The following is a 14,695-nucleotide window of genomic DNA, read 5'->3' as shown; positions in this document are numbered from 1 at the left end:
CGCGTGGATGACCGGCCCGATCCCCCGGGTCGACGACGGCGGCAAGCATCGTGCCGAGTGAGATGAGCCGCTGAGATGAGTGCTCTCGGAGCGGGGCTGACCCGCGTCCGGATCCTGAATCTGCGGGAGCTCGCGAGTCATCGTCTGCGGGTGGTCACCTCCCTGATCGTGGTGATCGTCTCGTCCGCGCTGCTGATCGCAGTCCTGGGGGCCTACGGATCGATGACCGAGACGGTGCGCCAGTTCAACGCGGCCATCTCCGGATCGGCCACCGTGGAGGTCGCCGCGATCGCCGACAGCGGGATCGAAGACCAGCTGGTCGGCGAGCTGCGCCGGGAGGTGTCCGACGCCAAGGCGGTGGTGCCGCTGGTGCGCGGGGTGGTGCTGATCGACGACGAGCCGGTCACCCTCCTCGGCTCGGACATGCGGGTCACGTCGCTGTCTCCGCAACTGCGCTCGGCGGTGGAGTCGTCGGACCGCGAGGTGAATCCCGACGATTTCCGCGACGGCGTGATCGTCGGCGCCGCGACCGGACTTCGCGAGGGCCAGACGGTCGAGATCGGCGGCGCCGAGGTCAGGGTGCTCGGCGTCGTCGACAGCCCGGACACACAGGTCCTCAATGGCGGCCGATTCCTGTTCGCCTACCTGGACCTGGCACAGACCCTCGCCGGCCTCGACGGGGCGGTCGACTCGATCATGATCGTGCCGGACGACGGCGTCGAGACCGCGGCGCTGAAGAGCCAGGTGGCGGCCGTCGTCGACGGGCGCGCGGCCGTCGTCGATCCGGACTTCCGGGTGAAGCAGAGTGAGGTCGCCAGTGCAGTGACCCGCGACTCGACGCTGCTGGTGTCGATGGTGTCGCTGATCATCGCGGCGTTCCTGGTGTTCAACACGATGAACATGGCGGTCGCCTCGCGGCGGCAGGCGCTCGCGATGATCCGGGCGATCGGTGCACGACGACGTCATCTGGTCGGCGACCTCTTGGCCGAGGCCGGAGTCTTCGGGCTGGTCGGCGGCCTGATCGGCGTGCCGGTCGGGATCCTGGCGGGCCGCTGGGCGGTCGGAAAGCTGCCCAGCGCTGTCGGCTCGACGGCGTTGCAGGTCGAGTATCACCTTCCGGTGTTCGCGATCCCGATCGCGGTGATCGCCTGTGTGCTCGCCTGTGTCGCGGCGACCGCGCTGGCCGCGCGGTCGGTGTTCGCGGTGGCGCCGGTGGAGGCAATGGTCCCGGGAGAAGCATCGGATGCGAACCCGCCGTCGTCCAGGTTGCTCTGGTCGGTCGGCGTGGGTGGGGTCGCCGTGCTGGCCGGCTCCTTCGCGATGGCCGCGACGGTCGAGGGCCGCGGCGCGTTGCTGGCCGGGGCTGTGTACTCGGTCGGCGCGTTGCTGATCTGCTTCGGCATCACGGTGCCGCTGGTGCGGGCGGTGGTGTGGGCGTCTCGGCGCTTCGGCGGCCCCGGACAGCTCGCGGCGATCAACTCCGATCGCGCTCCGCGCCGCGTCTGGGCGACCGTGATGACCGTGGGGGTGGCGATCGCCGTCGGCATCGGCACGTCCGGCGCCCTGAACAACATGGTCGGATCGATCTCGAACTCACTCGACGGCCTCGCCGATCCGGACGTGTACGTGTCGTCGCGCAGCGCCGAGGACATCCCGGTGGGGCCGATCCTCGATCCGGCGATCGCCGAACAGGCCCAGCGAATTCCGGGCGTGGAGCGGGTGATCGGCGGTCAATGGGCAGCGGTCAACGTCGGCGAGGCGCGCGCCATGCTGCAGGGGCTGGAACCCGGTTCGGCGGCGCCGTTCATCAAGAAGTCGTCGCCGGAGGCGGTGCAGCAGACGCTCGACGGCGACGGCATCCTGGTGTCGCGGGTGCTTGCGCGCACACTCGGCGTGCAAGTCGGCGACACGTTGCGATTCGCGACGCCGACCGGCTATCGCGAACTGGTGGTGCGGGACGCCGTCAATTACGTGACCATCGACTCCGGGACGGGCGCGATCTCGGCGACGTTGATGGCAGAGTGGTTCAACCGTCCCGGCGACACCTACCTGCAGGTGTTCACCGAGCCGGGGGCTGATCGAGCCGAGGTGCAGCGGCAGCTGGCGGCGATCGCCGATCGGTACCCGGGGCCGGGGAACCGGCCGGTGCACGTCTACACCGGGCAGGTGGCGCTGGAGGCGACGCAGAAGACCGTCGAGCAGGCGGGGGCGTTCACCGTCGCGATCCAGTGGATCGTCGCGGCGGCCGCCGCCATCGCGCTGCTGAACACGCTGCTGCTGTCGGTGCTCGAACGCCGCCGAGAACTCGGTGTGCTCCGGGCGATGGGCGCATCCCGGCGCTTCGTGACCCGGATGGTGCTTGCCGAGGCGGGCGGGGTGGCGGCCGTCGGCGCGCTGGTCGGCATCGTGATGGGCTCGGGCCTGCATTACATCGCCGACACGATCCTTGCCGAGACCACCTCGATCGACATCATCTACCAGCCGCTGTGGTCTTCGGTCGGGTACGTCGCCGCCGCGGCCGCACTGTGTCTTCTCGGCGCCGTGGTGCCCGCCTACCGCGCGTCGCGGATGAATATCACCGAGTCGATCCTGTCGGAGTAGGCGGCAGCTCGCCGTCCGCCGTCTCCCGCCGATCCCCGCCTTCTCGCGCCCGTCCCCGGCGGCAACGACGTGGAGTCGACATTCCGGAACCGGCGACTGCCGGATCGGTGTCGAGTTGTCGGGTCTCCAAAAGCGCCGTCCGTCAATAAATCTTGACAAAGATCTGAATGTCAACATAACCTGACACCATGCACGACGACGAGAAGTTGACAAAGTCCGAAGGCGACCGGGTCGCCGGAGCCGCTGCGAGCGGTGACCCCGCGGTCGGATTGGCCGCGGTACGGGCGCTGCGAACCCTCGCCGATCGCCTGGAGGACGTCCAGGTCGCCAACGCCCGCTCGCGCGGGTGGAGCTGGCAGGCCGTCGCGGACGTCTTGCAGGTCAGCCGCCAGGCCGTGCATCAGAAACACTCGTACCGCGAGAGCGCCGCGTCGACCGACGCCCCGCCCAGCGGTACCGACCCGGCCGGCTCGGCCGGAAAGGACGGAAACGATGTTTGAACGTTTCAACGCAGAGGACCGCGTCGTGATGATGTTCGCGACGCAGGAGGCCCGCGACCTCGGGCACCGCGGTCTGGGCAACGACCACCTGATCCTCGGCATGCTCGGCAACGCCCGCAGCCCGCTGTTCGCGCTGCTTCACGCGCAAGGGCTGCGGCTCGAGTTCGCGCGGGAGGTGGTCCGCGACTACCACCAGGAGCACTCCGCCGAACTCGACGACGCGGAGGCCGTTGCGGCGGCCGACCGCTACGAAGAAGATCGCGAGGCGCTCAAGAGCATCGGGATCGATCTGGACAAGGTGCGCGAGGCGGTCAGCGACAGATTCGACGAAGACCTCGCCGACGGTTGGGGTGAGCGGCCCCGCCGCGGTCGTGGACGTGGCCGCGGATGCGGCGAGCCCGGCCGGCGGCGCGGTCACGGACGTGGGCGCGGAGGGTTCGGTCCGGAGGGCTTCGGTCCAGGAGGCTTCGGGCCGGGTGCGTTCGGCCCCGCCGGCTTCGGGGCTGGCTTCGACCCGCGCGACGGCGAGGGCCCCTGGGACGGCGGGCGCGGTCGGCGTGGTCCGCGCGGGCGTCGCGGTCGTGCGCGGGTGGCCTCGTCGACTCGTGAGGCCCTGGCCGCGGCGGTCCGCCTCGCGCGGGACTACGGCGACCGCACGCTCCGGGTCGAGTATCTGCTCCTGGGGATCCTGGAGACCGGTGATCCCGCATCGACCGCGTTGATCGAGTCGGCCACCACCGTCGACGCCCTGCGCGAGGCGGTGCTGGCCACCGTGCCCGAGGTCCCGGCCGACGCCTGACGCCCCGAGCGTGCTGACTGCGCGGTGCGGCGGCGGTGCGCCTACTCGTCGCCGGAGAGCACCGCGTACACCTGGCGCAGGCGCCGGAGCGGCTCGTTCTCCAGGGATGACGTGTTCAGGACGTCGTCGATCTTCGCCAGTTCGGCCTTCGCGCACTGATCCTGTTCTTGACGTGCGGTCGGATTGAGCCGGTGCACGGCGTCGATGTACGCCTGTACGATCTCGGGCGTCGTCGCCAGCGCGATCGACTGGGTCCCGAGCTCGGCGCCGTTCGCGAGCACGACGATCGGCCGCACGACCGTCACCGCCAGTGTTCCGGCCGACTGCGTCACCGGTCCGACGGTGAACGAGATCCGCGCCTCACCCTCGGCGGGCACCTCGCGGTCCAGCGGATACGACGACGTCGACGTACTCGGCAGCCCGGTGGCCTGATCGACCGGAAGTGCGGCGGTGTACGACGCGTCGACCTGCACCTCTGGGAAGAAGACCGGAGCACACGGCTTGATCGCCGTCGAGCGTACGACCTCCACCTTCAGCGTCGTCGTGCGCAGCGGGTCGCCGCTGAAGGTGCTGACCGTCGTCTCGATCGGGTACGCCGTGACACGCCCGCCGGCGGCCTCCACCGGAACCGGTGCGCCGAGCCCGGTGTCGCCGATACGAACCTCTTCGGACGAACCGCGCACCCACAGGACGACGCCGAGGACGATCACTCCGATCATGATCAGGACGCCGATCGCCGTCGCGACGGGATGATTGATCCGGCCGGGTTCCACCCGCTGGTTGTGGGTCATCGTCGTAGGTTCCCTGTCGTCGCCGTGGGCTGCGTCAACTCAAGCCGATCGCCACACCCGTCGCAACGGCCCACACCAGCATGGCAAACCCGGTGGTGGCCAGGGTTGGGATCAGGGCGCGGCCCTGTGCGCCGGACACGACCGGGCGCAGCGCGAGGATGCCGAGGGGGAGTGCGAGCAGGCCGCTCAGCGCCCACCAGTCGGCGAACGCGCCGACCCAGATCGTGATCAGGAACGGGACGAAGATCAAGAGCACGAACAGGGTGCGGGTGCGGCGGTCGCCGAGACGGACGGCCAGGGTGATCTTGCCCGACTCGGTGTCGGTGGGGATGTCACGCAGATTGTTGGCCACCAGGACGGCGCTGGAGAAGCAGCCGACGGCGATCGCGCACATCAGGCCGGTGACGTCGACCCGGCCGGACACCACGAACTGGGTGCCGAGGACGGCGATCAGCCCGAAGAAGAGGAACACCGCCACCTCGCCGTAGCCGGCGTACCCGTACGGCCGGCTGCCGCCGGTGTAGAACCAGGCGCCCAGGATGCAGACGGCCCCGACGGCGAGCAGCCACCACGCCGTGGTCACCGCGACCACGATCCCGGCGGCGGCGGCGATGCCGAGCGAGACGAAGGCCGCGGTCTTGACCGACCGCGGACTCGCTGCGCCGGAACCGACCAGGCGGAGCGGGCCGACCCTGTCGTCGTCCGTGCCGCGGATCCCGTCGGAGTAGTCGTTGGCGTAGTTGACTCCGACGATCAACGCGAGCGAGACCACCAGCGCGAGCGCCGCCTTCCACCACACGATGTCGCCCACGTGTCCGGCCGCACCGGTGCCGACGACGACGGGGGCGATCGCATTCGGCAGGGTGCGCGGCCGCGCGCCCTCGATCCACTGACTCACTGTTGCCACGCGCCCATCTTTCCACCGCGCCTCGACGGCGCTTCCGGAGGCCCAAATTCTGGTGACATACGTTGAGACGATTTCTCGCGAGTAACCCGTTTGGATGCTTACTACCTGGTCAGCGGCATGTTCTGCTGGGGTCATCGCCGGAACGGACAGCATCGCTGGACGGTGCCGGAACCAGCCCCGTGACAGCAAGGACCTCGCGTGACCCCTCGGTCGACCAGCACTCGCACCCGTCTCGCCGCCGCTACTCTGGCGTGCGGCCTCTGCCTCGGCGCCGCCGCGCCCCAGGCCTTCGCTGCGGATCTGCCGCAGAACGAGGCCGTTCAGCAGATCTTCCAGGACCTGATCGACGACGACGTGCTGCGCTCCTGGGCACCCGGCACTACGCCCACCAACGATCTCCTGGCGAAGGTGATCGACGAGGACGCCGGCCCGGCGATCGTCATCGTCACGCCGGGGACGGACGACACCGGGTTGCACCCGAGGATCGACCGGATCGTCGGCACCCGGGACGCGGCCTACATCAAGTACCCGGAATCGTTCGGGCCGATCATCGCCGGCCGGAGCGACGCCGCCCTCGGGCTGCCGTTCCTGGCGCCGGGGTACGTGAAGTCGCGCACCGTAGCCGAGCAGAACAATCTCGCAGTCATGGAGGCGCTGAAGGACTACGGCGGCGTCGTCGTCTACACCGGCTATTCGCAGGGAGCCGAGGCGCTGGGGAACGCGGCCGAACAGGGCAAGGACGAGCTCGGGCCGAACACGCTGATCCTGCTCGTGTCCGATCCGCGCAGCCCGTGGGGCATCAAGGGCTGGGCCAAGGACCTGCCGTTCAGCGACCTGTGGGTCACGCCCGGCCTGGGCCTGTTGGGGGTCGACAACGACGGCGCCCGGGATCCGGGCGACACCGGTGAGGTGAATGTGGTCTCGGTGATCATGCGGGGCGACCCGGTCGCAGACTGGCAGTGGAAGTGGCACCGGCCGGTCTCGTCGCTGCTGGTCAACGGGGCCGGCTTCCTGGCCATCCACTCGCCGGGAGACGGGCCCTACGGTCACCTCGACTGCTCGGAGAACAAGCAGGGCGTCGTGCTCGTGCGCAATGAGGGCTGCGCGCCGAAGATCCTCACCAGCGCGGACGGCAACACCACGTACGCGATCTACGACACGTACCACCCGCTCGCGCTGTTCAACGCTCTGCTGTACGACGCAGTCGGAATCAAGTACGACACGAAGGATCTCGAGCGGTGGAACACGTACGCCGAGGCCTTCTATCCGATGGAGGACGTCACCGAGAAGGGCGCTCGCGACGGCGTGAAGGTCGCGGCTGCGGATAGCCGGGCGGCCGATCTCACTGGCACGGCGGAAACAGGGACGCACACGCAGAGTCTCGACCAGCCGGTCGCGGCGCAGTCTGAACCTACTGCCGAGGTCGCCGGCAAACATCGGCTCATGGGCCAGAGCGGCGACTGGGTGGAGCCGCAGGACCAGAGTTCCGGGTACGTCCCCCGGCACGGGAAGCATGTGGAGACCCACGCGGTCCAGGGCGACGACAGTGGCGTGCTTGAGTCGAACCCGGATCCCGCGCCGAGCCTGGAGAACGGGGCGAACGGGAAGGATAGCGTGGGCGACCCGTCCGGAGCCGGTGAGGTCGCCGCCGTCGGCGGACTGGCCGAGGTCGGCTAGCTTCGTCTCGCGGGGGTGATCGCCGCACTCTGATCGGCTTGACCACCCGGACAGTGTCACCAGGTGGCACCATCCGGGGTGTTTGGCCTGCGAGACCTGTGCGGGGCTCAACAGGCAAGAACCGTATGCTGTAGGCATGGAAGTACTACGCAGCGTAATAGTCGTCGTTCATCTGATCGGGTTCGCGATGATCCTGGGGCCGCTGGCACTGGCAGCGCTGCACAAGCGCTACGAGTTCGATACGACGGCGCAGGTCGGTCTGGTGGTCGCCCTGATCACCGGAGTGTTCCTATCCGGCCCGTGGGGCGACTTCGACCCGAACTACCCGAAGATCGGTACCAAGCTGATCTTGCTGGTGATCTTGGGCGGCTTGCTCGGCATGGGGGCGGCGAAGGCCAAGCGCACCGGTGAACCGGTGCCGGCCGGGCTGTTCTGGGCGGCGGTGGCCGTCGCGGTCGGCGCGTGCGGCGTCGCCGTGATCTGGTGACTCGCGGTCGGTGACGTGATCGAGCCCCGTTCTCGGAGTCGAGAACGGGGCTCGATCGGGCGGCGGTTTCGACACGCTGCCTCGCCTATCGGCTCGGCAGCTGTTCAACCAGCGATCAGGTTCGGCAGCTGCTCAACCAGCGATCAGGTTCGGCAGCTGCTCAACCTGCGATCAGGTTCGGCAGCTTGCTCAACCTGCGATCAGGTTCGGCAGCTGGTCAGCCGCCGAGCCGGGTCGACTAGTGGTCAGGCCCGGTCAGTTCGCCGTGAGGGGTGAGCCGTCGTACAGGATGTCGAAGAACTGCGCGGCGACCAGCTGCTCCTTGCTGCGCTCCTTGCCTGCCGCCTTGCGGTAGGCGAGCACGTGCCGGAGGCTCAGCGCCGAGTAGATCAGCGGCATGTGGTCCTTCTCCTGCGAGTAGACGCCGCCGGCACCCTTGGCCGCGGCCAGGATCTCCCGGGCCCGTTTCGGGTGCTTGAGGGCATCGCGCAGGACGGCCGCCTTGATCATCTTCTTGCGGCCCGGCGGCACGACCACGAGTCCGTCCGGACGGAACAGCGCGGTGTCGAGTTCGTCGGCGGTGGCCACCGAACAGCCGGCGGTCGGGCGCGGGTTGCACTCGACCATGTAGTGGGTGCCGTCCTCGGTGACGAGGTAGTCCATGCTGATCTGGCCCGTCCAGTTCAGCTCCTTGGCGATCTTCTGCACGGCCGCGAGTGACGCATCGGTGTCGACGGACTCGAAGACGATGCCGCCGCGATCGTCGATGGTCAGCGGGTGCTCGTAGCAGCTGTGCAGCACGATCTCGCCTTCGTGCGCGATGCTCCAGCTGCAGCGATCGGTGCCGATCAGGAACTGCTGCACCAGCCACGGATCTTCTTCGGTGGGCTTGATGTCGGAGACCGCGGTCTGTCCGGCGAGCGGGCCGTAGTTGGTGATGATGTCCAGGCCGCCGCGGCCGAACGCGGCGCGGGCGAACCAGTGCTCCCAGCGCTGGGTGGCCTCGACGAACTGCTCGGGCGTGGTGCAGACGAGGGTCTCGGCGACCGGCAGGTCCAGCTTCTTGCACAGATCGGCGAACTTGGTCTTGTCGTTGACCAGCAGCAGCGGCTCGATCTCCGGGAAGAACAGCGTGGTGTGCGGTGCCGCCTCGGCGATCTTCGTGCGGTTGGCGGCGAGGTAGAAGACCTCCTCGAACATCGGCAGCAGCCAGTCGATGCGCTCGGAGTTCAGGATCTTGATGACGTCGTCGACGAACTGCTCCGGTTCCTGGGTGGGCGGAGCGGTGATGATGAGCTTGTCGACGCCCTTGGAGTGACCGCCGGGCGTCTCTTTGAAGGTGTCGGTGGCGACCAGGTAGTGGTCCTTCTCTTCGCCGAGCTTGTGAATCTCGTCGACGGCGAAGGGCATGCGCACACTGGTGGCGAGGATACGGGGGTCATCTTCGAATGCCATGCGGCCAACGTAACAGCAACTACGGCCGCTTCGGCTGGTAGCGGGGGTGTTCGGCCCGATCTCAATCAGTCTGGCACAGGCTAACCCGTGTGCATCTCTCGCAGCCGCCGCCGGTCGACCTTGCCGGGCCCGCGCAGGGGCAGATCGTCGACGACGACCACGCGGCGGGGCGCTGCGTGGCGCCCCAGCCGCGCTGTGACCGCGTCGCGCACCTGCGCGGCAGTCGGCGGGTTCGCATCCGGCACGACGGCCACGGCCACCGCCTCGCCCAGGCGGTCGTCGGGTACGGCGAACACCGCGCAGGCTGCGACGCCGGCGAGCGACTCGACCACCGCCTCGACCACCTGCGGCACCACGGTGAGACCACCGGTCGAGATCGCCTCGTCCGCGCGGCCGGTGATGCGCAGGACCCCGTCGTCGACGGCCCCGAGGTCATCCGTCCGGAACCATCCGGGTTCGGCGAAGGCCGGATGATCCGGAAGGTTGCGGTAGCCGAGCGCTGTGGTGGAACCGCCCAATTCGACCCGGCCGACGCCGTCGGGCCCGCGTTCGGCGATCCGCACGCGCACCCCCGGCAGCGGAACTCCGTCGTACACACAGCCGCCCGCGGTCTCGCTCATGCCGTAGGTCCGGACCACGCGCAGGCCGGCCGATCGTGCCGCCGCGGCCAGCGGCGGGGGCGTGGCCGCTCCGCCGACGAGGATCGCATCGAGGCGGGCCAGGGCCCGGGTGGCGTCGGGGTCGTCGAGCGCCTTGCGCAGTTGCAGTGGTACCAGCGAGGTGTACCTCCGCGGTCCGGGCAGGGCCTCGACGGCCGCGGGAAGTGTCCGCGGATCGAAGCCGGAGGAGACGTCGACGACGACGGGGGAGTATCCGGCGGCGAGTGAACGCAGCAGCACTTGGAGCCCCGCGATGTGGTGCGGCGGCAGGGCCAGCAGCCAGCTTCCGGGGCCGCCGAGCAGCTCGGCGGTGCCCTCGGCGGAGGCGCGCAACGTCTCCGCCGAGTGCATGGCGCCCTTGGGGATTCCGGTGGTGCCGGAGGTCGAGATCACCAGTGCGCACCGGTCGTCGATCGGTGCGCCGGCGCCCAGGTGCTGCGTCAGCAGGGCAGTGGTGCGCCGGTCGCCGGCGGGCACGGGCAGGTAGGCGTCGTCGCCGTCGAGCAGAGACAGCAACTCCCGCCGGGCATCGAGCACGGCGGGAGTCGAGGCCAGCGGCAGGGGCCGCAGCGTCCGCGTCAGGGCTGATCCTCCGGTGTCGCAGGGTCGGGTGCGTGGGGGGCGAGCGGTTCGTCGTCGAACGGCCGGCCCGCCGTCTCCAGCGTAGTCCGGACCCGTGCGACGTCGTCGTCGTGCGGTGCCTCGCCGGTGATCGTGGAGACCGCCACGCCGGCGTCGCAGCTCAGTTCGGCCGCACGAGCTGCTGGTCGAGCGGCCAGCCGGCGGCGGCGAGGCGGGAGGCGACCTGATTGATCTCCTCCTGCGTGGGTCGCTCGTCCTTCACCGTGGCGATCGCGGCGGCGACGTCGTCACGGGTGGTCGGTGAGTCCGGGTCGCGTTCGAGTGCCAGGGTCAGCACCACGTCGGTCATCTCCGAGTCGTCGAGAATCGGCGTCAGAAGGGCGAGGAGCGGCGGGAAGTCGGTCGGCGGGACACCGTCCGGATAGCCGGTCCGGATCCAGTTGACGACGTTCTCGAAAGGGTTCGAAGCCATGGGATTCTGCACTGCCTTCTTGGGAGGAATCGGCTACTTGTAGGCGCCGGCCGGGAAGATCTGGATGTCGAGGTGGTGGTAGATGGTCTGCCGGGTGATCCAGAGGATGCCCAGCAGGATCACGATCGCCACGAGCGCGTAGAGGGCGTAGCCGACCAGCTTGAGGCCGGGCTTGGGTGCGACGACGGCGCCTGTGGCGTCCGGGCCGCCCTCGGCGCGGGCGATGCAGCGCATGCCGACGGCGAACAGTGCGGGCAGGCCGGCGCCCAGCAGCAGCCCGACGGCCAGCACCTGCGCGATGGACTGCGCGATCTCGGCGAAGTCGATTCCGAACATGGTTCTTGGTGTCCTTCTCTTCCGGTCCGGCTCAGGCCTGCTGCTTGGGTTCGACGTCGAGGTCGACCCTGAGCTCGGCGGGAACCGGCGAGTTGGTCGACTCGTCCCAGTCGGCGTTCACGTTGCTCGAGTCGACCTTCTGTTGCTGGGCGCGCCACCACATGTAGAGGGAGGCGAGCGCGAGGATGAGGAAGATGGTGACCGCGCCTGCGGCGCCGCCGATGCCCCGCGCGATGAGATACGAGATCGCGCCGACGACGGCGGCCGCGGGCAAGGTGGTCAGCCAGGCGACGGCCATGCGTCCGGCGACGGCCCAGCGTACGTCCGCCCCCTTACGGCCCAGACCCGAACCCAGGATCGAGCCGGTGGCCACGTGAGTGGTGGAGAGCGCCATGCCGGCGGCCGACGAAGTCAGGATGATCGCCGCGGAGGAGGCTTCGGCGGCCATGCCCTGCGGTGCGCTGATCTCGACCAGTCCCTTACCGAGCGTCCTGATGATGCGCCAGCCTCCGAGGTACGTGCCGAGGGCGATGGCGATCGCGCAACTGGCGATCACCCAGAGGGGCAGGCCCTGCTCGGCGACGTCCGGATCGAGGTGGCCGGTGACGATCAGCCCGAGCGCGATCACGCCCATCGTCTTCTGGGCGTCGCCGGTGCCGTGGGCGAGGGAGACCAGCGAGGCGCTGGCGATCTGGCCGTGCCGGAATCCCTGTTCCTTGCGGGTCTCGGAGATCTTCTTGGTGATCGCGTAGATGAGCATGGTGCCGACCGAGGCGACGATGCAGGCGATGACCGGCGCGAGCAGGGCCGGGACGATCACCTTGCCGACGATTCCGCTCCAGTTGACGCCGCTGGTGCCCAGAGCAGCCAGGCCGGAGCCGATCAGGCCGCCGAACAGGGCGTGCGACGAGCTCGAGGGCAGTCCGAGCAGCCAGGTCAGGATGTTCCACAGGATCGCCCCGACCAGACCCGCGGAGATGATCGTGAGTGCGACCTCGGCGCCGCCGACCTGCGTACTGAGCTCGCCCGCGTCCGAGGGGAAGTTCAGGATCCCCTGCGCGACGGTGGTTGCTACCTCGACGGACAGGAAGGCGCCGACCAGATTCAGGACTGCGGCGATGGTCACCGCGGTCTTGGGCTTCAGGGCACCGGTGGCGATGGAGGTGGCCATCGCATTCCCGGTGTCGTGGAAGCCGTTGGTGAAGTCGAACCCGAGTGCTGTGACGATCAGCAGCACAAGGATCAGCATTTCTGCGCTCATGACAACAACTATGAGGCCTGCCGTGCGGGTTCGGTCAATCTCGCTGATCGGGGGACGCCGTCCCTGAACTGCGAGTTTTATGATTTCTTTACTGAAGTCACCTAATGTTCACCCGGGTGTCGGAGAGTGTTCGCCGTGTGGTCCGCGCAGATTTCCCGGGCAAGAGCGCAGGTGTGAACGTCAGGTTCCTCCGCGGCAGCGCTGCGGGTCGCGGGAGCGCCGGCAGGCTGCGGTGGCAGAATGCCCGTCATGACGATGAAGCTCGGCATGCCCATCAACTATGCGGGGGACTTCCGCGAGACCATCGAGAACCTCCGCGACTTCGAGAACGCCGGAGTGCGCCGGGTGACTGTACCGGAGGCGTACAGCTTCGATGCGGTCTCGCAACTCGGCTACATCGCCGCGAAGACCGAGACGATGGAGTTGCAGACCGGCATCCTGCCGATGTACTCGCGGACCCCGACGAACCTCGCGATGACCGCGGCCGGTCTGGACTACATCAGCGGCGGCCGCGCGATCCTCGGCATCGGCGCCTCCGGACCGCAGGTGATCGAGGGCTTCCACGGCGTCAAGTACGACTTCCCGCTCGGTCGGGCTCGCGAGAACGCCGAGATCTGCCGGAAGGTGTGGCGCCGCGAGCGGTTGGAGTACGACGGCCGGCACTACCATCTGCCGCTGACCCCGGAGCACGGCGGCAGCGGCCTGGGGAAGCCGCTGAAGCTCATCAACCATCCCGTGCGTGAGCGCATCCCGATGTTGCTGGCGGCGATCGGCCCGAAGAACGTCGAACTCGCGGCGGAGCTCTTCGAGGAGTTCCAGCCGTTCCTGTATCACCCCGAGTACGTCGACGCGGCATTCGGCCCGGCGCTCGCCGCGGGCAGGGCCAAACGTGATCCGGAACTGGGGCCGCTGCAGATCGTCGTGCAGACGTCGGTGCTCATCACCGAGGATCAGGCGGCGATCGACGTGGCGATGAACATCGTGCGGCATCACGCCGCGCTCTACATCGGCGGCATGGGCGCCCGCGGCAAGAACTTCTACAACTCCCTGGTGCAGCGCTACGGCTACGTCGACGAGGCCGCGCTGATTCAGGATCTCTACCTCGCCGGCCGCAAGGACGAGGCCGCGGCGGCCGTGCCCGACGAACTGGTCCGGGCGATGAGCCTGATCGGCCCGCGGAGCGTCGTCGCCGAGCGCGTCGAGGCCTTCCGCGACTCGGGCGTCGGGGTGCTGCTGGCGGCGCCGTCGGCGTTCACCCACGCCGAGCGAGTGGCGGATATGGCGGCCCTGGCCGAACTGATCGGCTAGGGCCGGCGCGGTGCCGGCGAGCCCGCCGGCCCATCCGCCCTCGATCACGCGAGCTCCCGGCGACCAAGGATGCACTTGTTGGAACGGTGTCCGGCCCCGCGGGTAGGGTCTGCCTGCATGGGGCGAAGCCAGTGTGTCTGCGGTCACGACCAGGGTGCGCACGTGCACTATCGCGACGGCACCGATTGCAGTCTGTGTCCGCATGGCGGGTGCGCCCGGTTTCGTCCGGCTACGGGTCTGCGGGGACTCCTGGCGAAGCTCACCGGTCGCTGAGTGCGACCGGCGTCGAGCGTCGACTTTTCGCGAAAAACTCTGGCACTCGCAATGCGAGAGTGCTAATATTGTGGTGCACGGATCAGATGGCTGCCTGGCGCAGTGATCAGGCAGCTCGCGTTCAAGGAGGTGTCTACTGTGCTTCGTTTCGACCCGTTCACCGAACTCGACGCTCTCAGCCGGTACCTGCAGGGGGCCGACCGGACGACGTCGGCGTCGGGTCCGCGATTCATGCCGATGGACCTGTCCAAGGTCGACGACCACTACCTGCTCACCGCGGACCTGCCCGGGGTCGACCCCGGTTCGATCGACGTCAGTGTCGACAACGGCGTCCTCACGGTGTCTGCGCACCGCACCGCGCGAGTGTCCGAGGACAACGCGCAATGGCTGGCCACCGAACGCTTCTCCGGGACCTATCGCCGCCAGCTCTCCCTCGGTGAGGGCATCGACCCGGCGCGGATCACGGCGCAGTACGCCAACGGTGTACTGAACGTGACGATCCCGATGGCCGAGGTCGCCAAGCCGCGCCGCATCGAGGTGGATCACCTCGACGGCGCCCGCGAGATCAGCGCTGCGAGCGGATGAGG

Annotated in this window: 15 protein-coding genes; 7 read left to right on the top strand and 8 right to left on the bottom strand. The window is 68.8% G+C overall.

Annotated elements, in window-relative coordinates:
- Positions 1–75: 75 nt before the first annotated feature.
- The 3 genes from C6V83_RS16925 to C6V83_RS16915 all read left to right on the top strand — a co-directional run bounded on the left by C6V83_RS16925 (position 76) and on the right by C6V83_RS16915 (position 3,900).
- Entirely contained in the window at positions 76–2,601 is a 2,526-nt protein-coding gene (locus tag C6V83_RS16925) for an FtsX-like permease family protein (protein ID WP_105943393.1), read from the top strand.
- A 188-nt stretch (positions 2,602–2,789) separates the two neighbouring features.
- Positions 2,790–3,101 (top strand): helix-turn-helix domain-containing protein, encoded by a 312-nt coding sequence (locus C6V83_RS16920; protein ID WP_234353781.1) that lies wholly within the window; start codon positions 2,790–2,792, stop codon positions 3,099–3,101.
- The gene (locus C6V83_RS16915) at positions 3,094–3,900 is read left to right on the top strand and encodes a Clp protease N-terminal domain-containing protein (protein ID WP_105943392.1); all 807 of its coding nucleotides are present in this window, start codon (positions 3,094–3,096) and stop codon (positions 3,898–3,900) included. Before C6V83_RS16920 ends, C6V83_RS16915 begins: the two co-directional genes overlap by 8 nt.
- Positions 3,901–3,941: 41 nt before the next feature.
- On the opposite strand, the gene C6V83_RS16910 is transcribed toward C6V83_RS16915, so the two are convergent.
- On the bottom strand, positions 3,942–4,691 hold the full coding sequence (locus tag C6V83_RS16910) for a hypothetical protein (RefSeq protein ID WP_105943391.1): 750 nt from the start codon (positions 4,689–4,691) through the stop codon (positions 3,942–3,944).
- 34 nt (positions 4,692–4,725) lie between these two features.
- Positions 4,726–5,598, bottom strand: a complete 873-nt coding sequence (locus C6V83_RS16905) for a 1,4-dihydroxy-2-naphthoate polyprenyltransferase (protein WP_105943390.1) — start codon at positions 5,596–5,598, stop codon at positions 4,726–4,728.
- A gap of 198 nt (positions 5,599–5,796) precedes the next feature.
- On the opposite strand from C6V83_RS16905, the gene C6V83_RS16900 reads away from it, so the two are divergent.
- A complete protein-coding gene (locus C6V83_RS16900) occupies positions 5,797–7,275 on the top strand; it encodes an alpha/beta hydrolase family protein (protein WP_105943389.1) in 1,479 nt (492 codons plus the stop codon).
- Positions 7,276–7,411: 136 nt separating this feature from the next.
- Entirely contained in the window at positions 7,412–7,762 is a 351-nt protein-coding gene (locus C6V83_RS16895) for a Fe-S protein (RefSeq protein WP_105943388.1), read from the top strand.
- Positions 7,763–8,017: 255 nt separating this feature from the next.
- On the opposite strand, the gene C6V83_RS16890 is transcribed toward C6V83_RS16895, so the two are convergent.
- The 6 genes from C6V83_RS16890 to C6V83_RS16870 all read right to left on the bottom strand — a co-directional run bounded on the left by C6V83_RS16890 (position 8,018) and on the right by C6V83_RS16870 (position 12,527).
- Positions 8,018–9,217, bottom strand: coding sequence for an ATP-grasp domain-containing protein (locus C6V83_RS16890; RefSeq protein ID WP_105943387.1), 1,200 nt, complete (start codon positions 9,215–9,217; stop codon positions 8,018–8,020).
- Positions 9,218–9,297: 80 nt separating this feature from the next.
- Entirely contained in the window at positions 9,298–10,413 is a 1,116-nt protein-coding gene (menE, locus tag C6V83_RS16885) for an o-succinylbenzoate--CoA ligase (RefSeq protein ID WP_105943386.1), read from the bottom strand.
- Positions 10,414–10,454: 41 nt separating this feature from the next.
- On the bottom strand, positions 10,455–10,604 hold the full coding sequence (locus C6V83_RS18425) for a hypothetical protein (protein ID WP_159067553.1): 150 nt from the start codon (positions 10,602–10,604) through the stop codon (positions 10,455–10,457).
- A gap of 14 nt (positions 10,605–10,618) precedes the next feature.
- Entirely contained in the window at positions 10,619–10,930 is a 312-nt protein-coding gene (locus C6V83_RS16880; RefSeq protein WP_105943385.1) for a DUF3349 domain-containing protein, read from the bottom strand.
- Positions 10,931–10,963: 33 nt separating this feature from the next.
- Positions 10,964–11,266 (bottom strand): hypothetical protein, encoded by a 303-nt coding sequence (locus C6V83_RS16875; protein WP_105943384.1) that lies wholly within the window; start codon positions 11,264–11,266, stop codon positions 10,964–10,966.
- A 31-nt stretch (positions 11,267–11,297) separates the two neighbouring features.
- Positions 11,298–12,527 (bottom strand): inorganic phosphate transporter, encoded by a 1,230-nt coding sequence (locus C6V83_RS16870; RefSeq protein WP_199832543.1) that lies wholly within the window; start codon positions 12,525–12,527, stop codon positions 11,298–11,300.
- Positions 12,528–12,782: 255 nt separating this feature from the next.
- On the opposite strand from C6V83_RS16870, the gene C6V83_RS16865 reads away from it, so the two are divergent.
- Both C6V83_RS16865 and C6V83_RS16860 read left to right on the top strand, forming a co-directional pair.
- Positions 12,783–13,835 (top strand): LLM class F420-dependent oxidoreductase, encoded by a 1,053-nt coding sequence (locus C6V83_RS16865; protein WP_105944035.1) that lies wholly within the window; start codon positions 12,783–12,785, stop codon positions 13,833–13,835.
- A 411-nt stretch (positions 13,836–14,246) separates the two neighbouring features.
- Positions 14,247–14,693: an Hsp20/alpha crystallin family protein gene (locus tag C6V83_RS16860; protein ID WP_105944034.1), complete on the top strand. Its 447-nt coding sequence runs from the start codon at positions 14,247–14,249 to the stop codon at positions 14,691–14,693.
- Positions 14,694–14,695 lie beyond the last annotated feature (2 nt).

The organism is Gordonia iterans (assembly GCF_002993285.1).
GTDB lineage: Bacteria > Actinomycetota > Actinomycetes > Mycobacteriales > Mycobacteriaceae > Gordonia > Gordonia iterans.
This window is presented reverse-complemented; position numbering and strand designations above follow the sequence as displayed.

Excerpts from the sequence above, each read along its gene's own strand:
- C6V83_RS16895 (WP_105943388.1), top strand. The coding sequence starts at position 7,412 with ATGGAAGTACTACGCAGCGTAATAGTCGTCGTTCATCTGATCGGGTTC.
- C6V83_RS16870 (WP_199832543.1), bottom strand. The coding sequence starts at position 12,527 with ATGAGCGCAGAAATGCTGATCCTTGTGCTGCTGATCGTCACAGCACTC.
- C6V83_RS16915 (WP_105943392.1), top strand. The coding sequence starts at position 3,094 with ATGTTTGAACGTTTCAACGCAGAGGACCGCGTCGTGATGATGTTCGCG.
- C6V83_RS16880 (WP_105943385.1), bottom strand. The coding sequence starts at position 10,930 with ATGGCTTCGAACCCTTTCGAGAACGTCGTCAACTGGATCCGGACCGGC.
- C6V83_RS16910 (WP_105943391.1), bottom strand. The coding sequence starts at position 4,691 with ATGACCCACAACCAGCGGGTGGAACCCGGCCGGATCAATCATCCCGTC.
- C6V83_RS16875 (WP_105943384.1), bottom strand. The coding sequence starts at position 11,266 with ATGTTCGGAATCGACTTCGCCGAGATCGCGCAGTCCATCGCGCAGGTG.
- C6V83_RS16920 (WP_234353781.1), top strand. The coding sequence starts at position 2,790 with ATGCACGACGACGAGAAGTTGACAAAGTCCGAAGGCGACCGGGTCGCC.
- C6V83_RS16925 (WP_105943393.1), top strand. The coding sequence starts at position 76 with ATGAGTGCTCTCGGAGCGGGGCTGACCCGCGTCCGGATCCTGAATCTG.
- C6V83_RS16865 (WP_105944035.1), top strand. The coding sequence starts at position 12,783 with ATGAAGCTCGGCATGCCCATCAACTATGCGGGGGACTTCCGCGAGACC.
- C6V83_RS16890 (WP_105943387.1), bottom strand. The coding sequence starts at position 9,217 with ATGGCATTCGAAGATGACCCCCGTATCCTCGCCACCAGTGTGCGCATG.